Origin of the sequence: Pseudomonas sp. LFS074 (genome assembly GCF_047978165.1) — a bacterium.
In the GTDB taxonomy this organism is placed as follows: domain Bacteria; phylum Pseudomonadota; class Gammaproteobacteria; order Pseudomonadales; family Pseudomonadaceae; genus Aquipseudomonas; species Aquipseudomonas putida_P.
In genome coordinates, this window is record NZ_JBFPFV010000002.1 from 1117208 (window position 1) to 1141003 (window position 23796).

23 protein-coding genes are annotated in these 23796 nt (G+C 62.8%); 12 read left to right on the plus strand and 11 right to left on the minus strand.

Translation table 11 applies throughout. The annotated features are described in order from the left end of the window. Window positions 1-5: 5 nt before the first annotated feature. The 5 genes from lepA to rpoE form a co-directional block, all read right to left on the minus strand. The gene (lepA, locus tag ACNQP3_RS23305) at window positions 6-1805 is read right to left on the minus strand and encodes a translation elongation factor 4 (RefSeq protein WP_041166580.1); all 1800 of its coding nucleotides are present in this window, start codon (window positions 1803-1805) and stop codon (window positions 6-8) included. Between the two features lie 181 nt (window positions 1806-1986). Next, entirely contained in the window at window positions 1987-3387 is a 1401-nt protein-coding gene (locus ACNQP3_RS23310; RefSeq protein WP_375774327.1) for a DegQ family serine endoprotease, read from the minus strand. Between the two features lie 209 nt (window positions 3388-3596). Then, window positions 3597-4562 carry a MucB/RseB C-terminal domain-containing protein gene (locus ACNQP3_RS23315; protein ID WP_012273931.1) on the minus strand — a complete coding sequence of 322 codons (966 nt, stop codon included), beginning with the start codon at window positions 4560-4562 and terminating at the stop codon, window positions 3597-3599. A gap of 12 nt (window positions 4563-4574) precedes the next feature. Next, window positions 4575-5165, minus strand: coding sequence for a sigma-E factor negative regulatory protein (locus ACNQP3_RS23320; RefSeq protein WP_003252050.1), 591 nt, complete (start codon window positions 5163-5165; stop codon window positions 4575-4577). Between the two features lie 31 nt (window positions 5166-5196). Continuing rightward, a complete protein-coding gene (rpoE, locus tag ACNQP3_RS23325; protein WP_003252049.1) occupies window positions 5197-5778 on the minus strand; it encodes an RNA polymerase sigma factor RpoE in 582 nt (193 codons plus the stop codon). Window positions 5779-6213: 435 nt separating this feature from the next. Between rpoE and nadB the strand changes: the two genes are divergently transcribed. Beyond that, window positions 6214-7818, plus strand: a complete 1605-nt coding sequence (nadB, locus tag ACNQP3_RS23330) for an L-aspartate oxidase (protein WP_264316509.1) — start codon at window positions 6214-6216, stop codon at window positions 7816-7818. An 82-nt stretch (window positions 7819-7900) separates the two neighbouring features. On the opposite strand, the gene ACNQP3_RS23335 is transcribed toward nadB, so the two are convergent. Beyond that, a complete protein-coding gene (locus ACNQP3_RS23335) occupies window positions 7901-8365 on the minus strand; it encodes a protein YgfX (protein WP_264316510.1) in 465 nt (154 codons plus the stop codon). After that, window positions 8349-8603, minus strand: a complete 255-nt coding sequence (locus tag ACNQP3_RS23340) for a succinate dehydrogenase assembly factor 2 (protein ID WP_003252043.1) — start codon at window positions 8601-8603, stop codon at window positions 8349-8351. Before ACNQP3_RS23340 ends, ACNQP3_RS23335 begins: the two co-directional genes overlap by 17 nt. A gap of 133 nt (window positions 8604-8736) precedes the next feature. Here ACNQP3_RS23340 and ACNQP3_RS23345 point away from each other — a divergent pair, with 133 nt between their 5' ends. Further along, window positions 8737-9678 (plus strand): YgfZ/GcvT domain-containing protein, encoded by a 942-nt coding sequence (locus ACNQP3_RS23345; protein WP_179027028.1) that lies wholly within the window; start codon window positions 8737-8739, stop codon window positions 9676-9678. 55 nt (window positions 9679-9733) lie between these two features. Beyond that, window positions 9734-10540, plus strand: a complete 807-nt coding sequence (locus tag ACNQP3_RS23350; protein WP_041166581.1) for an HDOD domain-containing protein — start codon at window positions 9734-9736, stop codon at window positions 10538-10540. Window positions 10541-10565: 25 nt separating this feature from the next. On the opposite strand, the gene ACNQP3_RS23355 is transcribed toward ACNQP3_RS23350, so the two are convergent. Both ACNQP3_RS23355 and ACNQP3_RS23360 read right to left on the minus strand, forming a co-directional pair. Next, the gene (locus ACNQP3_RS23355) at window positions 10566-11945 is read right to left on the minus strand and encodes a sensor histidine kinase (RefSeq protein WP_060514034.1); all 1380 of its coding nucleotides are present in this window, start codon (window positions 11943-11945) and stop codon (window positions 10566-10568) included. Further along, window positions 11938-12609: a response regulator gene (locus tag ACNQP3_RS23360; protein WP_012273941.1), complete on the minus strand. Its 672-nt coding sequence runs from the start codon at window positions 12607-12609 to the stop codon at window positions 11938-11940. The genes ACNQP3_RS23355 and ACNQP3_RS23360 overlap by 8 nt, the downstream gene beginning before the upstream one ends. Window positions 12610-12809: 200 nt before the next feature. Here ACNQP3_RS23360 and ACNQP3_RS23365 point away from each other — a divergent pair, with 200 nt between their 5' ends. The 5 genes from ACNQP3_RS23365 to ACNQP3_RS23385 all read left to right on the plus strand — a co-directional run bounded on the left by ACNQP3_RS23365 (window position 12810) and on the right by ACNQP3_RS23385 (window position 18311). Further along, on the plus strand, window positions 12810-14099 hold the full coding sequence (locus tag ACNQP3_RS23365; protein ID WP_012273942.1) for an OprD family porin: 1290 nt from the start codon (window positions 12810-12812) through the stop codon (window positions 14097-14099). Between the two features lie 46 nt (window positions 14100-14145). After that, window positions 14146-15126, plus strand: a complete 981-nt coding sequence (locus ACNQP3_RS23370) for a Bug family tripartite tricarboxylate transporter substrate binding protein (protein WP_012273943.1) — start codon at window positions 14146-14148, stop codon at window positions 15124-15126. A gap of 184 nt (window positions 15127-15310) precedes the next feature. Further along, a complete protein-coding gene (locus tag ACNQP3_RS23375; RefSeq protein ID WP_012273944.1) occupies window positions 15311-15769 on the plus strand; it encodes a tripartite tricarboxylate transporter TctB family protein in 459 nt (152 codons plus the stop codon). A 3-nt stretch (window positions 15770-15772) separates the two neighbouring features. Continuing rightward, complete coding sequence (locus ACNQP3_RS23380) at window positions 15773-17287, plus strand: tripartite tricarboxylate transporter permease (protein WP_012273945.1); 1515 nt, start codon at window positions 15773-15775, stop codon at window positions 17285-17287. Beyond that, entirely contained in the window at window positions 17280-18311 is a 1032-nt protein-coding gene (locus ACNQP3_RS23385; RefSeq protein WP_012273946.1) for an AbrB family transcriptional regulator, read from the plus strand. Before ACNQP3_RS23380 ends, ACNQP3_RS23385 begins: the two co-directional genes overlap by 8 nt. 58 nt (window positions 18312-18369) lie before the next feature. On the opposite strand, the gene ung is transcribed toward ACNQP3_RS23385, so the two are convergent. Continuing rightward, window positions 18370-19062 (minus strand): uracil-DNA glycosylase, encoded by a 693-nt coding sequence (ung, locus tag ACNQP3_RS23390; protein WP_012273947.1) that lies wholly within the window; start codon window positions 19060-19062, stop codon window positions 18370-18372. 126 nt (window positions 19063-19188) lie between these two features. On the opposite strand from ung, the gene ACNQP3_RS23395 reads away from it, so the two are divergent. After that, window positions 19189-20295 carry an enoyl-CoA hydratase/isomerase family protein gene (locus tag ACNQP3_RS23395; RefSeq protein ID WP_012273948.1) on the plus strand — a complete coding sequence of 369 codons (1107 nt, stop codon included), beginning with the start codon at window positions 19189-19191 and terminating at the stop codon, window positions 20293-20295. A 45-nt stretch (window positions 20296-20340) separates the two neighbouring features. On the opposite strand, the gene ACNQP3_RS23400 is transcribed toward ACNQP3_RS23395, so the two are convergent. After that, entirely contained in the window at window positions 20341-20790 is a 450-nt protein-coding gene (locus tag ACNQP3_RS23400; protein ID WP_012273949.1) for a hypothetical protein, read from the minus strand. A 212-nt stretch (window positions 20791-21002) separates the two neighbouring features. Here ACNQP3_RS23400 and ACNQP3_RS23405 point away from each other — a divergent pair, with 212 nt between their 5' ends. The 3 genes from ACNQP3_RS23405 to ACNQP3_RS23415 are packed head-to-tail and all read left to right on the plus strand — an operon-like array spanning window position 21003 to window position 23390. Continuing rightward, on the plus strand, window positions 21003-22484 hold the full coding sequence (locus ACNQP3_RS23405) for a sensor domain-containing diguanylate cyclase (RefSeq protein ID WP_264316511.1): 1482 nt from the start codon (window positions 21003-21005) through the stop codon (window positions 22482-22484). Continuing rightward, window positions 22477-22689, plus strand: a complete 213-nt coding sequence (locus ACNQP3_RS23410; protein WP_012273951.1) for a cysteine-rich CWC family protein — start codon at window positions 22477-22479, stop codon at window positions 22687-22689. Before ACNQP3_RS23405 ends, ACNQP3_RS23410 begins: the two co-directional genes overlap by 8 nt. Before the next feature lie 8 nt (window positions 22690-22697). Continuing rightward, window positions 22698-23390 carry a pseudouridine synthase gene (locus ACNQP3_RS23415; protein ID WP_060514031.1) on the plus strand — a complete coding sequence of 231 codons (693 nt, stop codon included), beginning with the start codon at window positions 22698-22700 and terminating at the stop codon, window positions 23388-23390. Window positions 23391-23796: the final 406 nt, after the last annotated feature.

A 23796-nucleotide genomic window follows, 5' to 3' on the forward strand; every position in this document is an offset into this window, starting at 1 on the left:
AGGACCTAGCTATCCAACCTGAGCACGGCGAGGAAGGCTTCTTGTGGAATCTCCACGTTGCCCACCTGTTTCATGCGTTTCTTACCGGCCTTCTGCTTCTCCAGCAGTTTCTTCTTACGGCTGACGTCACCGCCGTAGCACTTGGCCAGTACGTTCTTTCTGAGCGCCTTGACGGTTGTCCGCGCAATGATCTGGCCGCCAATGGCTGCCTGGATCGCCACGTCGAACATCTGCCGAGGGATCAGTTCCTTCATCTTCTCGGTCAACGCTCGGCCTTTGTAGGCCGCGTTGTCACGGTGCACGATCAATGCCAAGGCATCGACCTTGTCGCCGTTGATCAGTACGTCCAGCTTGACCAGGTTGGCCGACTGGTAGCGATCGAAATGATAGTCCAGCGAAGCATAGCCGCGGCTGGTGGACTTGAGACGGTCGAAGAAGTCGAGCACCACTTCGTTCATCGGCATGTCGTAACGCACCTGCACCTGGCTGCCGAGGAACTGCATGTCGCGCTGAACGCCACGCTTCTCGATGCACAGGGTGATGACGTTGCCCAGGTGCTCCTGCGGCACCAGGATGGTCGCGGTGACGATCGGCTCGCGGAAGTCGGTGACGGACGAGACATCCGGCAGCTTCGACGGGTTGTCGACGACGATGGTTTCGCCGGTCTTGAGCTCGAGCTCGTAGATCACGCTCGGCGCCGTGGTGATCAGGTCCAGGTCGTATTCGCGCTCCAGGCGCTCCTGGATGATCTCCATGTGCAGCATGCCCAGGAAGCCGCAACGGAAGCCGAAGCCCAGTGCGTCGGAGCTTTCCGGCATGTACTGCAAGGACGAGTCGTTCAGGGTCAGCTTCTGCAGTGCATCGCGGAAGTCCTCGAAGTCGTCGGAGCTGACCGGGAACAGGCCGGCATAAACCTGTGGCTGGATTTTCTTGAAACCAGCCAGCACTTCGACCTCAGGGGTCGACGACAGGGTCAGGGTGTCACCCACCGGCGCACCATGAATGTCCTTGATGCTGGCGATGATGAAGCCCACTTCACCGGCTTTCAGATCTGCGGTCTGGGTGTGTTTCGGGGTGAATACACCGACGCTGTCGACCAGGTGCACCTTGCCGGTGGACTTGACCAGAATCTTGTCGCCTTTCTTTACACGGCCATGGCGCACGCGCACCAGCGAGACCACGCCCAGGTAGTTGTCGAACCAGGAGTCGATGATCAGCGCTTGCAGCGGTGCATCGATTTCGCCTTCCGGCGCTGGGATGGTGTGCACCAGGCGCTCGAGCACCTCGTCCACGCCCATGCCGCTCTTGGCGCTGCAGGCCACGGCGTCGGTAGCGTCGATACCGATGATCTTCTCGATCTCGTCCTTGACGCGGTCCGGGTCGGCCTGGGGCAGGTCCATCTTGTTCAGGACCGGCATGACTTCCAGGCCCTGCTCGATGGCGGTGTAGCAGTTGGCCACGGACTGGGCTTCAACGCCCTGGCCAGCATCGACCACCAGCAGTGCACCTTCACAGGCCGCCAGCGAGCGCGAGACTTCGTAGGTGAAGTCGACGTGACCGGGGGTGTCGATGAAGTTCAGCTGGTAGGTTTTGCCGTCCTGCGCCTTGTAGTGAAGCGTGACGCTGTGGGCCTTGATGGTGATACCGCGCTCACGCTCCAGGTCCATGGAATCGAGCACCTGGGCTTCCATTTCGCGTGCCGACAGGCCACCGCACATCTGGATGAAACGGTCGGCCAGCGTCGACTTGCCATGGTCGATGTGGGCGATGATGGAGAAATTGCGGATATGACTCAAATCACTCACAGGTCAACACTCGAAAAGGCTGCGAGCCGGACGCCCGCCGAAAAATAGCCGGGAATTGTACCTTAAGCTGCTGGGATATGGGAGATTCCTCTGTCCGACTGTACACAGCAATCACCCCCGCAATTGTGAAGATTCATGAAAAAGGGCAGCCGAAGCTGCCCTTTTCGCCTTGCGAAACCGCTTATTCAGCAAGCTTGAAGGTGATGAAGCTGGCGCGCCCCTGACGCAGGACGCGCATCGATACCGAACGGTTCTTCGGCAGCTCCTTGGCGATTTCGGTGAATTCCTTGGCCGAACCGATGGCCTGGTTGTTCAGGTGGCTGATGACATCACCCGGGCGCAGGCCAATCATGGCTGCGGGGCCATCCTGCACTTCCTTGATGACCACGCCTCCCTTGAGTTCCAGGGATTTCTTCTGCTCGGCGGTCAGGTCGGCCACCGATACGCCCAGGCGGTTGCTGCTGCGCTCGGCGCTGCCTTCGGCGCCAGTGCCAATGTCGACATCGTCGTCCGGCAGTGCGCCCACGCTGATGTCCAGGTTCTGACGCTTGCCGTTGCGGATGATTTCCAGCTTGGCCTTCTCGCCATCCTTGAGGCCGCCAACCAGGTGCGGCAGGTCGGCCGACATGACGATAGGCTGGCCGTTCATGCTGAGGATCACGTCACCCACCTGCAGGCCGCCCTTGGCAGCCGGGCCGTTTTCCAATACCTGGGCCACCAGGGCACCCGCAGGCTTGTCCAGGCCGAAGGATTCAGCCAGGTCCTTGTTGACCTCCTGAATCACTACACCCAGCCAGCCACGGCTGACCTTGCCGTCTTTTTTCAGCTGGTTGGAGACATCGATCGCCACATCGATCGGGATGGCGAACGACAAGCCCATGAAACCGCCAGAACGGGTGAAGATCTGCGAGTTGATACCCACCACTTCGCCCTTCATGTTGAACAGCGGACCACCGGAGTTACCCGGGTTGATGGCCACGTCGGTCTGGATGAACGGTACGTAGGTGTCATTGGGCAGGGTCCGGCCCTTGGCGCTGACGATACCTTTGGTCACCGAATGGTCGAAGCCGAACGGCGAACCGATGGCCAGTACCCACTCACCCACCTTGAGCTTCTCGGAATCACCCAGCTTCACGATCGGCAGGTTCTTGCCCTCGACCTTCAGCAGGGCCACGTCGGTACGCGGGTCGGTGCCGACCAATTTGGCCTGCAGCTCGCTGCGGTCCGACAGGCGGACGATGATCTCGTCGGCGTCGGCGACCACGTGGTTGTTGGTGAGCACGTAGCCATCACTGGAAATGATGAAGCCCGAGCCCAGCGACTGCGCCTCGCGCTGGCGGTCACCGCGTGGCGAGCGCGGTTGTTGCGGCATGTTGCGTTCGAAGAACTCGCGGAACATCGGCGGCAGGCCTTCCAGGTCCGGCATCTGCCCTGCAGCGATGCGGCGATCCGGCAGCTTCTGCTTGGTACTGATGTTGACCACCGCCGGCGAGGCCTGCTCGACCAGGGTGGTGAAGTCCGGCAGGGCTTCCTCGGCCTGGGCGGTGAGCACCTGGCCGAGCATGAGCACGGCGGCGAACATCGTTAGGTAGGATTTCAAGCGTGGTATTGACATACGGCTCCCGTCACAACGAGCGGTAGTTTAGAAAGACCCCTGCACAAAGCAGGAAAGGCCAGGCTCCAAGAAGCCTGACCTATAGAAAATTTGCCGAAGGATTGCAAATGACAATGCTTTAATTTCATTTCAGCCGTATGTCCACCTGCCTTGGCATGGCCCGCAAAAGCACGCCATTACTGACGTGCCTGGGCATCCTGTGGGCGCATCGACAAGGCGACACGTTCTGCCGTACCCAGTGGTATTTCGCCAACCACGGTCACCATCACTTTGCCTTTGGGCGTGTTCAGACGGCGCGAGACAGCGGAAGTCGGGCCCAGCTGGGTGCGCATGTCCGTACCGCCATCATCGTTCACTTGTTCGAGGAACACTGAGAAACGCGCCAGGCCATCGTCATACATAAGGCTGCTGACCGAGCTGTTGCGTTTGGAGTCCTGGCGCACCGAACTGTTGACCAGTTCGAAACCAGGTGGCAACCAGTCCGAACGCCAGCCGGCGACCGTGTCATTGCTGCCGGACGCCACATGCTGCACCGGTTTGCACGCGGCACTGGGGCGCAGGTCAGCATCACTGGGTAATTCGTCGGTATCGAGGCGAGTCATCTGGAAGCGCTCCAGCAACTGCCCCTTGTCGTTGAGCATCAACGAGCGCAGCGGCAGGCCAGTGTTACGGTCCAGATGCAATTCGAACGCATAGCGGTGCTGGTCGCGTGGCGTGAGCGTGACGATCACGGCGTCGCGCCCGGCGACCCGTGACTTGCCTGCCACACTCAAATCGTACCAGCCCATCAGTTTCAGCGGATCAAGTACACGTGGCGCGGTATCCGGCGGCGTCGTAACACCGCTGACCAAGGCCCCGCTGACACACGCCACCTTGCCATCCACGCGCACGATTTCCTGGGCGGCGCCATCGAGCTGCAACAGCCGCTCGCTGACCTTGCCGTCCTCGACCCTGTGCCAGATATCGTGGGAAGAGAAGCTGCCGTTGCGTTCGTAGACGAAAGAGCCTTGATAGCTCTGTTTTTGCTCGGCCTGTGCCAGCTTGTTCAGCCATTCACTCGCCTCGGGCGAGGAGTTGGCCGCCAATGCTGGCACCGTCATGCAGCTGCCAATCAGCAGCGACAGGAGAGGTAGCGCGCGCATGATCCTCCTTACTTAACGGTTTTCCAGGCTGGCGGCGCGGGCATACGGCAATGCCGTTTCAGTGCCTTTGAGCGCGGATTCCTGGGCATGCTGGCGCAGGTAACCTGGCAGACGCTGATCCCAGCCGGCCTGGTTCTGCAGCACGCCATTGGCCATTGGCCCGGTCGGTTGCTCACTGCTCTCACTATAGCCTGCCAAAACAGCCGGGCCCTGTGCTTGTGGCACGCTCAGACCTTGCTGGACAGGTTGCTGGGCAGCCAGCTCGGCACCCGTGATTTCGTCCTGGTTGTACATGCGTACACCGGCCAGCACCGCTACGGTCACCGAGGCGGCTACCGCAAGGCGCCCAATGCTGCGCCACGGGCCTTTCTTGACCTTGGCGGGCACGGCTTCGTCGGCCAGCGCAGCAGACACCGCCGAGGCGATATCCAGGTTGGGCAGCAGCAACTCCTTGTGCATGGCTGCACGGGCGACCTGGTAACGCGACCAGGTGGCACGGGTTTCGGCATCGTCGACGGCGTTCAACACCCGACGCAGTTCCAGTTCGTCCGCTTCGTTATCCATCACCGCGGACAGCGATTCCTGCAAAGCTTCACGACTCATGGCGGTTCCTCTCTTGGCTGTCGCCGCTGTCTCAGGTTTCCTGCAACAACGGCTGCAGGGCTTTGTCTATGGCCTCCCGAGCGCGGAAGATTCGAGAGCGCACGGTACCCACCGGACATTGCATGACACTGGCAATGTCTTCGTAACTCAGTCCGTCGAACTCGCGCAGGGTCAATGCCGTACGCAGGTCTTCGGGCAGCTGCTGGATGGTGCGATGGACAGTGCCTTCGATTTCATCCCGCAACAACGAGCGCTCTGGGGACTCGAGATCCTTGAGACCATGATCGCCGTCGTAAAACTCCGCATCCTCGGAGCTCACATCGCTGTCTGGCGGCCGTCTTCCACGGGACACCAGGTAGTTCTTCGCCGTGTTGATGGCGATGCGGTACAGCCACGTATAAAACGCACTGTCGCCGCGAAAGTTGCCAAGCGCACGGTAGGCCTTGATAAAGGCTTCCTGTGCTACATCCTGGGCCTCGTGGGTGTCGTGAACGAACCGCACGATCAACCCGAGAATCTTGTGCTGATACTTCAGCACCAACAGATCGAACGCTCGCCTGTCGCCGCGCTGAACGCGCTCGACAAGCTGCTGATCCTCTTCCTGGGTTAGCATGAACACTCCTCAGTGAACTCGAAGGAGCGCTGCAACAGCCATCGTTCAGGCTTGCAACCATAGACTCGGGCTTTGCGCAAAAGTTCTCCCCTCCAAGCAAGTTTCCTGCAGCCCTTGGTCGGCTTGCACGGAAGACGCTGCGCGGTCACGGCCGGCTAACGTCGATAATCAGGTTTCGAATACGCAGGAGCAGCCCGGACAGGCCTGCCGCCCTGCGTCGCCGCGGCAAATTGTGGCGTACGGGCAGCCTTCATAGGATTTCCGGCCATGCCGGAAAGTTCCCACAAAGGTTGCCGCAACCTGGCAAGTGGCATGGAAATTGGCCACCCGGGGCTGCTATAAAGGCATCCCGGCCAAGTTTAACGATAGTTTCACAATGCCATCTGCGCGTGACTATTGTGCCGCGCCCCTTCCAAAGATTACTAGTGTCCCGACATGAGCCAACAATTCCAACATGATGTCCTGGTGATCGGCAGCGGTGCCGCCGGTCTCAGCCTGGCACTTAACCTCCCCAGCCACCTGCGCGTTGCCGTGCTCAGCAAGGGCGACCTGGCCAACGGCTCGACCTTCTGGGCCCAAGGCGGCGTCGCGGCGGTGCTGGACAACACTGACACCGTCCAGTCGCATGTCGAAGACACCCTCAATGCTGGCGGCGGCCTTTGCCATGAAGAAGCGGTGCGTTTTACCGTCGAGCACAGCCGTGAAGCCATCCAGTGGTTGATCGAGCAAGGCGTGCCCTTCACCCGCGACGAGCACTACAGCGTCGATGATGGCGGCTTCGAGTTCCACCTCACCCGTGAAGGCGGCCATAGTCACCGGCGCATCATCCATGCCGCCGACGCCACTGGCGCGGCCATTTTCACCACGCTGCTGGAGCAGGCTCGCCAGCGCCCGAATATCCAGCTGCTGGAGCAGCGCGTGGCGGTCGACCTGATTACCGAACGTCGCCTGGGCCTGCCCGGCGAACGCTGCCTTGGCGCCTACGTGCTCGACCGCAACACCGGTGAGGTAGACACCTTTGGTGCGCGCTTCACCGTGCTGGCCACTGGCGGTGCGGCCAAGGTCTATCTCTATACCAGCAACCCCGACGGCGCCTGTGGCGACGGCATCGCCATGGCCTGGCGGGCCGGTTGTCGGGTGGCGAACCTGGAATTCAACCAGTTCCACCCGACCTGCCTGTACCACCCACAGGCCAAGAGCTTCCTGGTCACCGAAGCCCTGCGCGGCGAGGGCGCCCTGTTGCGCCTGCCCAACGGCGAACGCTTCATGCCACGCTTCGACCCACGCGAAGAGCTGGCCCCCCGCGACATCGTGGCCCGCGCCATTGACCACGAAATGAAGCGCCTGGGCGTGGACTGCGTCTACCTGGACATCACTCACAAGCCAGCCGATTTCATCAAGAGCCACTTCCCTACCGTATACGAGCGCTGCCTGGCCTTTGGCATCGACATCACTCGTCAGCCCATCCCGGTGGTACCTGCTGCGCACTACACCTGCGGCGGGGTGATGGTCGACGACCGCGGCCATACCGACGTGCCAGGTTTGTATGCCATCGGTGAAACCAGCTTCACCGGCCTTCACGGCGCCAACCGCATGGCGAGCAACTCGCTGCTGGAATGCTTCGTCTATGGCCGCGCTGCCGCCGCTGACATCCAGGCAAATCTGGAGCAAGTGCCCATGCCCAAAGCCCTGCCCGGTTGGGATGCCAGCCAGGTCACCGACTCGGACGAAGACGTGATCATTGCGCACAACTGGGACGAATTGCGGCGGTTCATGTGGGACTACGTGGGCATTGTGCGCACCAGCAAGCGCCTGCAGCGGGCCCAGCACCGCATTCGGCTGCTGCTGGATGAAATCGACGAGTTCTACAGCAACTACAAGGTCAGCCGTGATCTGATCGAATTGCGCAACCTGGCGCAGGTCGCCGAGCTGATGATCTTGTCGGCGATGCAGCGCAAGGAGAGCCGTGGGTTGCATTACACCCTGAATTACCCGGGGATGTTGGACGAGGCCAAGGATACCGTTCTCAGTCCGGTCTGACATTTGCAGCGCCTGTGAGATCGAGCGCCGCGCGGGCGGCCCTCGATCTCACAGGCGCTGCCCCCGCTATGTCGAACACTTCTCAGCCCTGCCCCATTCCCACCTCAGCCCAGCGCCGCCGACTGAACTTCAACCGCACCCGCAAGCGCCGATGCTCATCAGCCCCCAGCGCATCCCGCGGTATGCACTGGCTCTCCCCCCACCATCGCCCCGCCCGCTCGAAGCGCACCACCACCAACCCCGGCAACGCCACGCTATCCCGACACAGCCGCACCGGCTGCCACCCGCAGGCACGGCTGAACACCTGCCAGCCGCGCGCATCACGCCGCAGGCCGACAACGGCATGCTCATGGGTCAACAAGATACGACGAGGAATGGCCCAGCTAGCGTGGGCAAGACAGGCAGCGACAACAAAAAAAGCCAACCACCCAGGCAGCGCGCTCGCCCACACGGCAAGCCACGCCACTGCCTGGCAGGCCAAGTAGGCCGTCAGCAGCAGGCGCGAGCCTTGCCAACGGCACTCGAAGCACTCACTTGGGCTGGACACGGTCCAGAATGATGCGGACCATGCGCTGCAGCTCCGGGTCTTCCGACTCGGTGCGCTCCATGAACCAGCCGAACATGTCCTGATCCTCACAGCTCAACAGACGCACATAAAGCTCACGATCAGTCTCGTTGAGGGTGGGGTAGACTTCCTGGGTGAAAGGCACCAGCAGCACGTCCAGTTCCAGCATGCCGCGGCGGCTGTGCCAGAAAAGCCGGTTGAGTTCAGTTTGTTCGACCATGGGGCCCTCCTCGAATGGCCCGCCAGTATACAGCCAGGCGCGCCAGGCGACACCGGGCGTTGGTCTAGTCACCTACCTATTTTGTTACCGGCGTTCTATGATGGCCGCCAGTCTTTAGCCACCGCGATGACCCATGGCCGATTCCGCTTTCTTCTGCCCCCTGTCCCACGAGGGCATCCTCGCTGTCCGCGGCTCCGATGCAGGCAAGTTCCTGCAAGGCCAGCTGACCTGCAATATCAACTACCTCAGCCAGGAGCACGCCAGCCTCGGTGCCCGCTGCATGGTCAAGGGGCGCATGCAGTCGAGCTTCCGCATCGTGCCTGAAGGCAACGGCTACCTGCTGGCCATGGCCAGCGAACTGCTCGACGCACAACTGGCGGACCTTAAGAAGTACGCTGTGTTCTCCAAGGCCACGCTGACCGACGAAAGCAGCGCCTGGGCACGCTTCGGCCTGCAGGGTGGAGACGCTGCGCTGCAGGCGCTGGGGCTCGATGTGCCCGCGGCCGCCGGCAGTACTGTGCGCCATGCCGGGCTGATCGCTGTTGCGGTATCCGCTGGCCGCGTGGAGCTGTGGGTACCTGCGGCCGACGCCGAGCCTGTACGCCAGGCCCTCGCCGCAGCCCTGCCCGAGGGCAGTGTCAACGATTGGCTGCTGGGGCAGATTCGCGCCGGTATCGGCCAGGTCATGGGGCCGACCCGTGAACTGTTCATCCCACAGATGATCAACCTGCAGGCTGTCGATGGCGTCAGCTTCAAGAAAGGCTGCTACACCGGCCAGGAAATCGTCGCCCGCATGCAGTACCTGGGCAAGCTCAAACGCCGTCAGTACCGCCTGGCACTGGACCAGCAGGCCATTCCGGCCCCGGGTGCCGAGATTTTCTCGCCCACCCATGGTTCGTCGGTCGGTGAAGTGGTCATTGCGGCCAGCAACGGTCCGGGCTGCGAACTGCTCGCGGTGCTCAGCGCCGATGCGGTGGCAGACGACAACCTGCACCTGGGCAGCCTCGAAGGCCCGCGCCTGCAAGTGCTGACCCTGCCTTACGAACTGGACCGCGACCGGGAAATCCAACGCTGACCAGCCTGCCCCGTCCCTGTGGCGGGGCCGCACCACCACTGCGGTAGACATGCCCATGAACAAGCTGGCCGAGATGGTTCAAGCACAATTGCTCGACGCCATCGAAAAGGATGACCTGGTCCTGCCCACCCTGCCCGAGGTTGCCTTGAGCATCCGCGAGGCAGCGGAAGACAGCGAGATCAGCGTAGCGGCCCTGAGCAAGGTGATCGGTCGTGACGCGGCCCTTTCAGCGCGCCTGATCAAGGTCGTCAACAGCCCGCTGCTGCGCGCGGCGGTCGAGGTTACCGACCTGCACACCGCCATCACACGGCTGGGCATCAACTACAGCTGCAACCTGGCCATCGGCCTGGTGATCGAGCAGATTTTCCATGCCCGCTCGCCGGCGGTTGAGCAAAAGCTGCGAGACATATGGGCTAACAGCCTGGAGGTGGCGGGCATCAGCTACGAAGTGTGCCGCCGATACACGCAACTCAAGCCCGACCAGGCGACCTTGGGCGGCCTGGTCAACCAGATTGGCGCACTGCCGGTACTGATCTATGCCGAAGAACACAACGAGCTGTTGTCCGACCCGGTTTGCCTGCATTACGTGATCGAGCAGATTCAGCCGGTGCTGGGGGACAAGATCCTCAAGGCTTGGGAGTTTCCGGAACAACTTGTCAACCTGCCGAGCCAGGTTCAGGACCTGGACCGGCAGACCGACAAGATCGACTACATCGACATCGTGCAGATCGCCCGCTGCATCAGCCAGCGCGGCCGCCACCGGCCGTTGGCGGCACTGCCGGCGTACCGCCATCTGGGGCTGCCGTTTGGCACCGAGCTGGAGGTGGACGAACTGCTTGAGGCGCGGAGCATGTTGCGCTGACCGGTGCGAAGCCCTGGCAGGGCCATCAATCTGCGATAAAACTTACCCGCACCCGCAACCCGCCCTTCTCGCCATCATGCAGGCTCACCTGCGCCAGATGCGCCCGGCAGATTTCGCCAACAATCGCCAACCCAAGCCCACTGCCCTGGGCACTGCGGCGGTAGAACCGCTCGAACACCCGCTCGCGCTCAGCCTCGGGAATACCGGGCCCGTCGTCCTCCACTTCCAGCACCGCCGGCGCAACGACCCGCAAAATCACGTTGCCTCCCGCTGGCGTATGCGCCAAGGCGTTGTCCACCAGGTTGCTCAACAGCTCGTTCAACAGTGTCGGCTCACCCTTGAGCCACACGGGTGCCTCGGCTTCCAGCGCCAGCGCCACTCCACGCTTGTGCGCCAGGGGCGCCATGGCCATGCCCAGCTCGCGCGCCAACTGGCTCAGGTCCAGGCGCTGCGCGCCACCTTCGGCAATTGCCCGTGCGCCATTCTCGACCCGCGCCAACGACAGCAACTGGTTGGCCAGATGGGTCAACCTGTCGGTGCCCTGGGCCGCTGACTCCAAGGTCTGTCGCCACTCCTGCGGCTCGGACGAGCGCAAACCCAACTCGACCCGCGCCTTCAGCGCTGCCAGCGGCGTACGCAGTTCGTGGGCGGCGTCGGCAATGAACTGCGCCTGGCGCTCGAACTGGCCACGCAAGCGCTCGGTAAAGTGGTTCAAGGCCCGCACCAGCGGGCTCAGCTCGCGCTGCACCTGCACCACCGGCAAGGCCCGCAAGTCGTCAGGCTGGCGCTCTTCTACCGCTGTGCGCAGGCGCTCCAACGGCCGCAACGCGGCACTCACGGCAAACCACACCATCACCAGCGCAGCCAACGCCAGCATGCCCAGGCGCAGCAGGGTATCGGCCATCAATCCACGGGCCATGCGCACCCGCGCTTCCTCGGTTTCGGCCACGCGGATTTCCGCCATGCCGTTCATGTTCGGCTCACTTACCGGCTTCAGCAGGCTCACCACGCGCACGTCCTGGCCCAGGTAAGTGGCGTTGTAGAACCGCGCCAAGGCCGGGTAGTCGTCGGTGCGCGGCGTGCCGGGCGGTGGCGGCGGAAGGTTCTCGTAGCCGGAAATCAGCCGCTGCTTGATGTCCAGTACCTGGTAGTAAATGCGGCCGGCACTGTCGTAGGCGAATGTGTCCAAGGCTACGTAGGGCACATCCGCGCTCAACGAGCCATCGCGTTGCGACAGGCCTGCGGCGATGGTTCGTGCCGAGGCCAGCAAGGTGCGGTCGTAGGCGGTGTCGGCGGCTTCGCGGCCGTTCCAGTAGGCACTCAGGCCGCTGGCCAGCATCAGTACCACCAGCAGCAACGCCAGGTTGCCCAGCAAGCGCCCGCGCAGGCTACCGTTGTCACGCATCGCGGTGCTCGAGCAGGTAGCCAAGGCCACGGAAAGTAACGATAGCCACCGGGTGGCCGTCGAGCTTCTTGCGCAGCCGGTGGATGTAGATTTCGATGGCGTCGGGGCTGGCCTCTTCGTCCAGGCCGAACACCTGGGCAGCCAGTTGCTCCTTGCTCATCACCCGGCCCGGCCGGGCGATCAGCGCTTCCAGCACGCTTTGCTCGCGCGAGGTGAGGGTCAGGTTATCTGCACCGAGGGTAAAGCGCCGGGTGTCCAGGTCATAGACCAGCGGCCCGCAACGCTGCTGGCGCTCGCCACCGAGCACGCTGCGGCGCAGCAAGGCCTTGACCCTTGCTTCCAGCTCAGTGAGCTCGAACGGCTTGGCCAGGTAATCGTCGGCGCCAAGGTTCAGGCCATGAACACGGTCCTTGACGTCGCTGCGCGCGGTCAGCATCAGCACTGGCAAGGTCTTGCCACGGCCGCGCAGACGCGCCAGCACCTCGAAGCCGTCCATGCGCGGCAAGCCGACATCCAGCACGGCCACAGCGTATTCCTCGCTGGCCAGGGCCAGGTCGGCAGCCACGCCATCATGCAGCACATCCACGGTCAGGCCGTGGCTTTTCAAGGCCAGGGCCACGCTTTCGGCCAGTTGCAGGTGGTCTTCGACCAGCAGTACACGCATCGGATTCTCCCTGCTCGGGTGGGGCAGTGGCGCGGAGTGTACCGCTGTCACCCCGCCTGTGAAGCCCCTTGTAACAAACCTTTCTCGCTGAAAGGTTAGCGAAAGGTTCGTTGCCTAGCATCGCACCACGGTCGCCCTTCGCGCCGAAAAAAGCACCAGCAAGGTGCAACGAATAAGAACAATAAACGGAGTCATCGACGATGCTGTCATCGCAGCCGCAGGCGTTCGCGCCTACCCGTTCCTTTGCCGCACGCCCCTCTGCCATCGCCAGCGCCCTCGCGCTTGCCGGTGTCGCCCCGATGAGCCAGGCCGCCTTCTTCGAAGACAGCACGGCCACCTTCGAAACCCGCAACATGTACTTCAACCGCGACTTCCGCGACGGCACCAGCGCGCAGCAGTCCAAGCGCGACGAATGGGCCCAGGGCTTCATCCTCAACTTCGAGTCCGGCTACACCGATGGCACCGTGGGCTTTGGCCTGGACGCATTGGGCATGCTCGGCATCAAGCTCGACTCCAGCCCCGACCGTACCGACACTGGCCTGCTGCCGACCCACGATGACGGCAAGGCTGCCGATGAGTATTCCAAGCTGGGCCTGACCGGCAAGGTGAAGATCTCCCAAACCGAGCTCAAGATCGGCACCCTGATCCCCGAGCTGCCAACGCTGCAGCCCAACGACGGGCGTATCCTGCCGCAAACCTTCGAGGGCGGCCTGCTTACTTCCAAGGAGATCAAGGGCCTGACCTTCACCGGTGGCCGCCTGGACAAGGCCAAGGACCGCAACGACACCAACTGGGAAGACTTGGCGCTGAACAACAAGAACGGCCGCTTCGGTGGCACCTTCAGCGCCGACAACCTGGCCCTGGGCGGGCTCGACTACCAGTTCACCGACCGTATCACCGGCAGCTACCACTTCGCCCAGCTCGACGATATCTACCGCCAGCACTTCATCGGCATGGTCGCCACCCAGCCATGGGGCCCAGGCACCTTGGGCGCCGACCTGCGCCTGGCGGTGAGCGACGACGCCGGCGCCGCCAAGGCCGGCAACATCGACAACACCACCTTCAACGGCATGCTCAGCTACGCCTTGGGCGGGCACAAGGTCAGCGCCGCCTGGCAGCAGCTGTCTGGCGACAGCGCCTTCCCCTATGTCGATGGCGCCGACCCGTACCTGGTCAACTTCGTCCAGATCAACGACTTCGCCGGTGCCGACGAACGCTCCTGGCAGGCGCGCTACGACTACAACTTCGCCGCGCTCGGCGTGCCCGGCCTGACCTTCATGACCCGCTACATCAGCGGTGACAACGTCAGCCGTGCGGCCGGCGGTGAAGGCAAAGAGTGGGAACGCAACACGGAACTTAAGTACGTGGTACAAAGCGGCCCGTTGAAGAACGTCGCCGTGCGCCTGCGCAACGCCACCTTCCGCTCCAACTTCGCCCGCGACGCCGACGAAGTGAGGCTGTTGGTCAGCTACAGCGTGGCGCTGTGGTAACCCCATAGCGGTAATCCAATAACAACAACGCTCACGGAGATAGACGATGACCTTTTCACTGCGCCGCCTCGTCCTCGCAACCGGTTGCCTGCTGTTGGCCGGCAACGCCCTCGCTGCAGAACCCAAACGCCCCGAATGCATCGCCCCCGCCTCACCCGGCGGAGGCTTCGACCTGACCTGCAAACTGGTGCAAAGCGCCCTGGTGCAGGAAAAGATCCTCAGCAAGCCCATGCGCGTCACCTACATGCCCGGCGGTGTCGGCGCGGTGGCCTACAACGCCGTGGTCGCCCAGCGCCCAGCCGATGCAGGCACTTTGGTGGCCTGGTCCAGCGGCTCGCTGCTGAACCTGGCCCAAGGCAAGTTCGGCCGCTTCGACGAAAACGCGGTGAAATGGTTGGCTGCTGTCGGCACCAGCTACGGTGCCATTGCGGTGAAAAGCGATTCGCCTTACAAAACCCTCGATGACCTGGTCGCGGCACTGAAGAAAGACCCAAGCAAGGTGGTGATCGGCTCGGGCGGTACGGTCGGCAGCCAGGACTGGATGCAGACTGCGCTTATCGCCAAGGCGGCCGGCATCAACCCGCGTGACCTGCGCTACGTGGCCCTGGAAGGCGGTGGCGAAATTGCCACGGCGCTGCTGGGCGGCCATATCCAGGTCGGCTCTACCGACATCTCCGACTCCATGCCGCACATCCAAAGCGGCAACATGCGCATCCTCGCGGTGTTCTCGGAAAACCGCCTGGACGAGCCGGAAATGAAAAACATCCCTACCGCCAAGGAGCAAGGCTACGACATCGTCTGGCCGGTGGTGCGCGGCTTCTACCTGGGGCCGAAAGTGAGCGACGAAGACTACGCCTGGTGGAAGGCTTCGTTCGACAAGATGCTGGCCTCGGAAGACTTCGCCCAGCTGCGTGATCAACGTGAGCTGTTCCCGTTCGCCATGACCGGTGAAGAGCTGGACGGCTATGTGAAAAAGCAAGTGGCCGACTACAAGGCACTGGCCAAGGAATTTGGCCTGATTCAGTAAGCCTGTCGGACTCACCACCACCCCTGTGGGAGCGGCCTAGTGTCGCGATGGGCCGCACAGCCGATGCAATGCTTCGGACACATCGCAGTGGCAGGTTTTGCGGCCGCTTCGCGCCCGATCGCGACGCAAGGCCGCTCCCACAGGATTTGCATCTCACTTGAGCAATCCCAACGAGGATTCCCCAATGATCCTGCAACGCATCTTCGCCCTGGCCCTGCTGGCGGTGTGCGCCGCCCTGGCCGTGATGGCCTGGCCCTACCAGGCAGCGTTTTCCTATGAACCGGTAGGCCCGCGCGCCTACCCGCTGCTGATGCTCGGCCTGATGAGCCTGGGCCTGCTGTATCTGGTGTTCCGCCCCACCCCCATCGTGCGCAAGGACGACGAGCCGGAGCTGGACCGCGAGACCCTGACCAAGATCGCCGCCTGCGTAGGCCTGCTGATCGTCTTCGCCGCCACCTTCGAGACCCTGGGCTTCATCCTCAGCGCCATCCTCGTTGGCCTGCCCATGGCCCGCCTGTATGGCGGCCGCTGGCTGTACAGCGCCATCGTGGTGGTCGGCATGAGCGTCTTCCTCTACTGGCTGTTCGACCGCGTGATGGATGTGCCCCTGCCCCTTGGCCTGCTGAGCGTACTGGAGAACTGACACATGGATACCTTGAGCTACCTGGGCCAGGGCTTCGGCGTTGCCCTGACCCCCTACAACCTGGTCACCGCCCTCTCCGGCACCCTGATCGGTACCGTGGTCGGCCTGTTGCCGGGCCTGGGGCCAATCAACGGCGTGGCCCTGCTGATCCCCATCGCCTTTGCCCTCGGCCTGCCGCCAGAGTCGGCACTGATCCTGCTGGCCGCGGTGTACCTGGGCTGTGAGTACGGCGGGCGCATCAGCTCGATCCTGCTGAATATCCCGGGCGAAGCCTCGACCGTGATGACCACCCTCGACGGTTACCCGATGGCCCGCCAGGGCCTGGCCGGCGTGGCCCTGTCGCTGTCGGCCTGGAGTTCGTTCATCGGCGCCTTCATCGCCACCTGCGGCATGGTGCTATTCGCCCCGCTGCTGGCGAAATGGGCCATCGCCTTCGGCCCGGCGGAGTACTTCGTGCTGATGGTCTTCGCCATTGTCGCGCTTGGCGGCATGGCCGGTGACAAACCCCTGAAAACTTTCATTGCCGCACTGATCGGCCTGTTCCTGTCGGCGGTCGGTATCGACGCCAACAGCGGCGTGTACCGCTTCACCGGTGACAGCGTGCACCTGGCCGACGGTATTCAGTTCGTGGTCCTGGTGCTGGGTCTGTTCTCCATCAGCGAAATCCTCCTGCTGCTGGAAAAGACCCACCATGGCCACCAGGCGGTCAAGGCTACCGGCCGCATGCTGTTCAACTTCAAGGAAGCGGCCTCGGTGTTCGTGGTCAACATCCGTTGCGGCCTGCTCGGTTTCATCATGGGCGTGCTGCCGGGCGCCGGCGCGACGTTGGCCAGCGCCGTGGCCTACATGACCGAGAAGCGCCTGGCGGGTGAAAGCGGCAAGTTCGGCAAGGGCGATGCCCGTGGCCTGGCCGCGCCGGAAACCGCCATTGGTGCGTCCTGCTGTGGCGCCCTGGTACCGATGCTGACCCTGGGTGTACCAGGTTCCGGCACCACCGCCGTGATGATCGGCGCCCTGACCCTGTACAACATCACCCCCGGCCCACTGCTGTTCGAACAGCAGCCGGACATCGTCTGGGGCCTGATCGCCTCGCTGTTCATCGCCAACATCATGCTGGTGATCCTCAACATCCCGATGATCCGCATCTTTACCCGCATCCTCGCCGTGCCGAACTGGGCGCTGGTGCCGGTAATCGCCATCATCACCGCGATCGGCGTGTATGCCGTGCATGCCACCACCTTCGACCTGTTCCTGATGGTCGGTATCGGCATCATGGGTTACATCCTGCGCAAGCTGGACTTCCCGCTGTCGCCAATCCTGCTCGGCTTCATCCTCGGCGGGTTGATGGAGCAGAACCTGCGCCGGGCGCTGTCGATCTCCAACGGTGAACTGGGCATCCTCTGGTCGAGCCCGATCAGCATGGGCGTCTGGGCACTGGTCATGGTCATGTTCGCCCTGCCGCTGCTGCGCATCTGGCGCAAACGTAGCCAGCAGCGCCGGGCCCTGGCTGATGCCTGATCGTTCGTTGCCGTTGTTTGTCGCGACCGGGCTGGTCGGCCTTGCTGGCGGTTTTGCCGCCAGCAAGGTCGGCTGGCCTTTGCCGTGGATGGTCGGCTCATTGCTGGCGATCATCCTGGTGCGCTGCCTGACCCCCTGGCAGCTGTCGGAAATACCCAATGGCCGCAAGTGCGGGCAGTGGATCATCGGTATCGGCATTGGCCTGCATTTCACGCCGGCGGTGATCGAGCAGGTGGCCAGTCATTTCGCGCTGATCTTTTTCGGCGCGTTGTTCACCACCCTGTCCAGTGTGATCAGCGTATGGTTGCTGCGGCGAACCGGCGAAGACCGCGCCACGGCGTTCTTCGCCAGCATGCCCGGCGGTTCGGGGGAGATGGTCAACCTTGGCGCGCGCAATGGTGCGGTGCTCAGCCAGGTCGCGGCAGCGCAGAGCTTGCGCGTGCTGGCTGTGGTGCTGTGCGTGCCTGCGCTGTTCAAGTTTTTGCTGGGTGACGGGGTGCCGCTGAACCACACCGGTAGCGTGAGCTGGGGTTGGTTGGCCTTGATTGCCCCGCTGGGCGTTGCCGTTGCGTTGCTCTGGCAGCGTTTGCGCCAGCCTAACCCGTGGCTGTTCGGGCCATTGCTGGTGGCGGCCACGGTCAGCCTGGCCGGTAACCTGCAGATCGCCCTGCCCAATGGCGCCAGCCAAATCGGCCAGTGGCTGATAGGCAGTGGCCTGGCCTGTCACTTCAACCGCGCGTTCTTCCGCCGCGCACCGTCGTTCCTCGGGCGCACCCTGGTGGCCACGGCATTGTGCATGGCGATTGCCGCCAGCGCCGCATGGGTGCTGAGCGTGATGACTGCGCTGGACTTGCGTTCGCTGACACTGGGGATGATGCCGGGTGGGATTGCCGAGATGAGCCTGACGGCGGAGACACTGCAGTTGTCGGTGCCTTTGGTGACGGCACTGCAGGTGATGCGCTTGCTGTTCGTGCTGTTTCTGGCGGAGCCTTTGTTCCGCTTGTGGAATGCGAACCCGCAATAATCACGTTGCCTTCTGTGCGGGCTTGCCCGCTCAGAAAGCAACGCGGTAGTTCAGGTGATCACAGCGGTGGCAATGCCCAGTTGATCGGCGCCATGCCCCGTTGTTCGAGGAAGCTGTTGGTCCGGCTGAAATGCCCACAGCCGAGGAACCCACGGTAAGCCGACAACGGCGAAGGATGCACCGACTTCAGCACCAGGTGCTTGGTCCCGTCGATCAGCTTCTGCTTGCTCTGCGCATGCGCGCCCCACAGCAGGAACACGACATTCGGGCACTGCTCGCTGACCACCTGAATGACGCGATCGGTGAAGAACTCCCACCCCTTCTTGGCATGCGATGCCGCATTGGCACGCTCCACGGTCATGGTGGTGTTGAGCAGCAGCACGCCCTGCTCAGCCCAGCTCTGCAGGTAGCCGTGGCTGGCAATCGGGATGTTCAGGTCGCGCTGCAGCTCTTTGTAGATATTGACCAGCGACGGTGGCGTGGCCACGCCCGGTTGCACCGAGAAGCACAAGCCATGTGCCTGGCCCGGCCCGTGGTAAGGGTCCTGACCGAGGATCACCACCTTCACCTGGTCCAGCGGCGTCGAGTTGAGCGCGTTGAAGATCAGCGGCCCTGGTGGGTAGATCTCCTTGCCGGCAGCATACTCACCCCGCAAGAACTCGCGCAGCTGATGCATGTAGGGTTGGTCGAATTCGCCGCGCAATGCGGCCTTCCAGCTGGGTTCGAGTTTGATGCGATCGTCGTCAGTCATGGGGCCTTCCGTAAACAATGGCGCGACACTAGGTAAGCCCTTCCCGCTTGTCAAACGATCCGACCGACGACCGGCATGATCGGCCAGGCCAGCCATACTTGAGCGATGACTTGCGAGAGGTAGTCCATGGCCATTCATTGCGAGGTACTTACCGGCGTCGATGGCGCCCGCATCGGCATTGCCACCCTGGATGCGCCCAAGGCGCTCAATGCCCTGAACCTGCCGATGATCGAAGTACTGGGCGAACAACTGCATGCCTGGGCCCGCGACCCGGGCGTCGTCTGCGTGCTGCTGCGCGGCAACGGTGCCAAAGCCTTTTGCGCGGGTGGCGATGTACGGGCGCTGGTGCAAGCCTGCCGCGACCACCCCGGCAGCGTGCCACCGCTGGCGGCCTCTTTCTTCGCCGCCGAATACCGCCTGGACTTTGCCCTGCACACCTACCCCAAACCATTGCTGTGCTGGGGCCATGGGCATGTGCTGGGCGGTGGCATGGGGCTGCTGCAGGGCGCCAATGTGCGTATCGTCACACCCAGTAGCCGCTTGGCCATGCCGGAAATCAGCATCGGCCTGTACCCGGACGTCGGTGCCAGCTGGTTCCTGGCCCGGCTGCCAGGCAAGCTGGGCTTGTTCCTCGGCCTGACCGGTGCGCCGATCAATGCGCGCGACGCCCTGGATCTGGGCCTGGCCGACCGTTTTTTGGGTGAGCACCAGCAGGAAGCCCTGATCGAGGAATTACTGCAACTTAACTGGCAAGAACAGACTGCCGTGCAACTGTACAGCCTGCTCAAGGCCGAGCAGCATCGAGCTTGCGCCGAGCTGCCAGAGGCCCAGTGGCTGCCGCGACGGCAGGAGATCGATCAGTTGCTCGACGTGCCCGATGCGGCCTCGGCCTGGTGTGCGCTGGAAAGGCTCAAGCAGCATGACGACCCCTTGTTGGCAACTGCCGGCCAACGCCTGCACGAAGGCTGCCCGCTGACGGCACACCTGGTGTGGGAGCAGATCCGCCGGGCGCGGTACCTGTCGTTGGCGCAAGTGTTCCAGATGGAATACCGCATGAGCCTGAACTGTTGCCGCCACCCTGAATTCAGCGAAGGCGTGCGCGCCCGCCTGCTGGACAAGGACAACCAGCCGCGCTGGCACTGGCCGGATGTGGCGCAGGTGCCGGCAGCGGTGGTCGAGGCGCATTTTGCCAAGGCGTGGGAGGGGCGGCACCCGTTGGCAGACCTGGCATAGCCTTGTGTCGCGACAGGGGCGCTAGGCGCCCCCGCTTCGATTTACCTACCGCTGCCAGTTTCCTCCCCGGCCCTGCCCCCGCTGACCCTCCCAGCGCCCGCCGTCATTTCTCTGCCCATTGGAGTGCCAGTCGCCATGCTGGTAACGCTGGCTGTTATTGCGATAGTCATGGCGATCGCGGTCCTGACCGTAGTCTTGCCGCTGGCGGTTGCCATAGTCATAACGCGGGTTACCGTGCCACTGGTTCATCCCTGGCTGCGGATGCGGTCGATAATAAGGCGCCGGTGCCGTCCGATAGTAATAACGTGGTGCCGGCTGGTAGTAGTAGCGCGGCTGTGGCGTCACGTAGTAGCGGTCGTAGCGGTAATACCCCGGCGCTACATAGCGATCGGTGGAGTAGTAGTCCGAACGGTAATAGCCCCCGCTCTCGTAATAAGGGGCGCAGGCAGAAGTCATCAGCCCCAGCAGGGCGATCAACAGAATTCGATAGGACATGGCGGCCTCCTGGACCGCTGGAGTGCCCGAACAGCGGCGCTGGCGAGCGTCGATGCGAAATGCGTTCATCGACACTGAATAAGACAGTGGCGCCAAGGTGCAGTGCCATTTCTGCAACAATTTGATACAGGTGCAATACCCCTGAAAAACTTGCAGTCATTTGCCGGTCATCTCACTAGAATGGGCGGCTGGGCACACATCACGGGAAGATCATGCCATTACGTTCCGCTCTGTTCTCGCAGCGCTCGCTGATCTTTACCCTGTTGCTGCTGCTTGCCTGCGGCTTCCTCGCCACTTCACTGCTCAGCTACTTCGCCTCGCGCAGCGCCATCCGCGACGGCATCGTCAATACCGAATTGCCACTGACCTCCGACACGGTCTACTCGGAAATCCAGAAAGACCTGATTCGCCCGGTGCTGATTGCCTCGATGATGGCCCAGGACACCTTCCTGCGCGACTGGGTGCTGTCCGGCGAGCAGGATACCGGGCGCATGACCCGCTACCTGGGCGAAGTCATGGGCAAGCAGGACACCTTCACCTCATTTTTCGTGTCCGACCGCACGCTGACCTATTACCAGGCCAAGGGCGTACTCAAACATGTCGAGCCGGGCACCTGGCGCGATGCCTGGTATTTCCGCCTGCGTGACCTCAAGGCCCCCTATGAGATCAATGTCGACCTGGACATGGCCAACCACGACAGCTTGACCGTGTTCATCAACTACCAGGTGCATGACTACCAACAGCGCTTCATCGGCGCCGCAGGCGTAGGGCTGAGCGTATCGTCGGTGGTCAAGCTGATCGACCAGTATCAACGCCGCTACCAGCGGGCGGTGCTGTTCACCGATGCCAAAGGCAAGGTGCTGCTGACCGGCTCCGAAGGTGGCCCGCATGGCTTGCGGGTCGGCCAGTCACTGCGCGACAACCCCGAACTGAATGACGTGCTGGCCGAGCAGCGAGTGCCAGGCGAAGGCAGCCACGAGTACCGTGACAGCGAAACCCAAAGCCACTTTCTCAACGTGCGCCACCTGCCCGAACTGGACTGGTACCTGCTGGTGGACAAACGCGAAACCGGCGCCCTCGACCGCATTCGTCACTCCCTGTACCTGAACCTGGCGATCTGCGCCATGATCACCTTGGTGGTGCTGGCGCTGGTGCATGCCATGGTCCGCCGCCACCAGGCCAGCACCGAAGCCTTGGCTACCCTCGACAGCCTCACCGGCCTGCCCAACCGGCGCAGCTTCGACCTGCTCGCCGCCCAGGCACTGCACGAAGCCCAGCGCGACAGTGGCCCGCTGGTGGCCTTGCTGATCGACCTGGACCACTTCAAGGCACTGAACGACACCCACGGCCACCTGGCAGGCGACGAAGTGCTGCGCCAATTCGCCAATGTGCTGCAAGGCAGCCTGCGCCAGTCGGATATACTGTGCCGCTGGGGCGGTGAGGAATTCATCGTACTGCTGCGTGAAGCCGAAGGCCGGCAGGCGGTCGAGGTGGCGGAAAAGATCCGCCGGCGCACCGAACAACTGACCTTCAGCTACGACGACCAGCCGTTGCGCCTGACTACCAGCATCGGGCTGAGCAGCCTGCAACCGGAGGATACCCTGCACACCCTGCTGACCCGCGCCGACCGTGCGCTTTATCGTGCCAAGCAGGCAGGCCGCAACCGTGTCTGCAGTGATGCCAACCATGAATGACAGCCTACACTGCCCCGCTTGCGGCGCTCTCAACCAATGTGCCCTGGCCGACCCGCGCCGCGCCACACAGGCCTGCTGGTGTTACAGCGTAAGCATCGACCCGGCCGTGATCCAGGCCCTGCCTGACGCATTGCGCAACAAGGCTTGCCTGTGCCCGCGCTGCGCCGCTGTCGAAGACCAGCTCCGCTCACCCGCTGACCACTGACTGTTTCCATGCGCCTTGACCGTTTTCTCGCCAACCTGCCCAGCCACAACCGCCAGCAAGCCCGACTGATGCTGGCGCAACGCCGCGTGCGGGTGGACGGCCAGATTGTCAGCGACCCACTGGCCGAAGTGCGTGAATTCAGCCGCGTGGAGCTGGACGAGCAACTGCTGCAGGCCGGCCGCCCGGCCCGCTACCTGATGCTGCACAAGCCCACTGGCTGCGTCAGCGCCACCCAAGACCCACAGCACCCGACCGTGCTCGACCTGCTGCCTGCAGCGTTGCGGGATGACCTGCACATAGCCGGGCGCCTGGACTTCAACACCACCGGCCTAATGATCCTGACCAACGATGGCCAGTGGTCAAGGCGCCTGACCCAGCCTGCCACCAAGCTGCCCAAGCATTACCTGGTGGACACCGAGGACGAAATTGGCGAGCACTATGTGGCCAGGTTTCGCGAGGGGTTCTATTTCGCCTTCGAAAACCTCACCACCCAACCTGCCCAGCTGGACATCCTCGGCCCGCGCCAGGCCCGGCTGGCGATCGTCGAAGGGCGTTATCACCAGGTCAAGCGCATGTTCGGGCACTTCAACAACAAGGTGGTGGGGTTGCACCGGGAAAGCATGGGGGCAATCTGTCTGGACCCTGGTTTGGCGCCCGGGGAGTTTCGTGAACTGACGGCTGATGAAATAGCCACTGTCTAGACTGCCTGTTCTGGCCTCTTCGCGGGTAAACCCGCTCCCACAGGAGGTCCACTGTCATTGGGTACAGTGCAATACCTGTGGGAGCGGGTTTACCCGCGAAGAGGCCGGAACAGACGGCGCGGAGTCGTCATACGACCGCTCAGCGACAAAAGTCACATTTCTCCCCGAACGGCACTTGCGCGATCCACGACCCACTGCTTGAATCCAAATCGTCAGTCTGCATGTGACTACCAAGTCACGACCGCAGTCGAAGACACCTTTTTGCCGGCCACCCAAGGCCTCGATGCCTTGGGGCACGGCGAATTGCCCGCCAAAAACAATACCGTCGACGCACGTGCCAAGGATCGACACAGGGCCCCCGGTTTCTCTTCAGGCAAATGCCTACCTGTCATAAAGAACGTGCACC

Bases quoted from the DNA above. Each gene is read 5' to 3' on its own strand.
- ACNQP3_RS23310 (WP_375774327.1), bottom strand. From the start codon at position 3,387: ATGTTCGCCGCCGTGCTCATGCTCGGCCAGGTGCTCACCGCCCAGGCC.
- ACNQP3_RS23315 (WP_012273931.1), bottom strand. From the start codon at position 4,562: ATGCGCGCGCTACCTCTCCTGTCGCTGCTGATTGGCAGCTGCATGACG.
- ACNQP3_RS23320 (WP_003252050.1), bottom strand. From the start codon at position 5,165: ATGAGTCGTGAAGCTTTGCAGGAATCGCTGTCCGCGGTGATGGATAAC.
- rpoE (WP_003252049.1), bottom strand. From the start codon at position 5,778: ATGCTAACCCAGGAAGAGGATCAGCAGCTTGTCGAGCGCGTTCAGCGC.
- nadB (WP_264316509.1), top strand. From the start codon at position 6,214: ATGAGCCAACAATTCCAACATGATGTCCTGGTGATCGGCAGCGGTGCC.
- ACNQP3_RS23340 (WP_003252043.1), bottom strand. From the start codon at position 8,603: ATGGTCGAACAAACTGAACTCAACCGGCTTTTCTGGCACAGCCGCCGC.
- ACNQP3_RS23345 (WP_179027028.1), top strand. From the start codon at position 8,737: ATGGCCGATTCCGCTTTCTTCTGCCCCCTGTCCCACGAGGGCATCCTC.
- ACNQP3_RS23350 (WP_041166581.1), top strand. From the start codon at position 9,734: ATGAACAAGCTGGCCGAGATGGTTCAAGCACAATTGCTCGACGCCATC.
- ACNQP3_RS23355 (WP_060514034.1), bottom strand. From the start codon at position 11,945: ATGCGTGACAACGGTAGCCTGCGCGGGCGCTTGCTGGGCAACCTGGCG.
- ACNQP3_RS23360 (WP_012273941.1), bottom strand. From the start codon at position 12,609: ATGCGTGTACTGCTGGTCGAAGACCACCTGCAACTGGCCGAAAGCGTG.
- ACNQP3_RS23365 (WP_012273942.1), top strand. From the start codon at position 12,810: ATGCTGTCATCGCAGCCGCAGGCGTTCGCGCCTACCCGTTCCTTTGCC.
- ACNQP3_RS23370 (WP_012273943.1), top strand. From the start codon at position 14,146: ATGACCTTTTCACTGCGCCGCCTCGTCCTCGCAACCGGTTGCCTGCTG.
- ACNQP3_RS23375 (WP_012273944.1), top strand. From the start codon at position 15,311: ATGATCCTGCAACGCATCTTCGCCCTGGCCCTGCTGGCGGTGTGCGCC.
- ACNQP3_RS23380 (WP_012273945.1), top strand. From the start codon at position 15,773: ATGGATACCTTGAGCTACCTGGGCCAGGGCTTCGGCGTTGCCCTGACC.
- ACNQP3_RS23385 (WP_012273946.1), top strand. From the start codon at position 17,280: ATGCCTGATCGTTCGTTGCCGTTGTTTGTCGCGACCGGGCTGGTCGGC.
- ung (WP_012273947.1), bottom strand. From the start codon at position 19,062: ATGACTGACGACGATCGCATCAAACTCGAACCCAGCTGGAAGGCCGCA.
- ACNQP3_RS23395 (WP_012273948.1), top strand. From the start codon at position 19,189: ATGGCCATTCATTGCGAGGTACTTACCGGCGTCGATGGCGCCCGCATC.
- ACNQP3_RS23400 (WP_012273949.1), bottom strand. From the start codon at position 20,790: ATGTCCTATCGAATTCTGTTGATCGCCCTGCTGGGGCTGATGACTTCT.
- ACNQP3_RS23405 (WP_264316511.1), top strand. From the start codon at position 21,003: ATGCCATTACGTTCCGCTCTGTTCTCGCAGCGCTCGCTGATCTTTACC.
- ACNQP3_RS23410 (WP_012273951.1), top strand. From the start codon at position 22,477: ATGAATGACAGCCTACACTGCCCCGCTTGCGGCGCTCTCAACCAATGT.
- ACNQP3_RS23415 (WP_060514031.1), top strand. From the start codon at position 22,698: ATGCGCCTTGACCGTTTTCTCGCCAACCTGCCCAGCCACAACCGCCAG.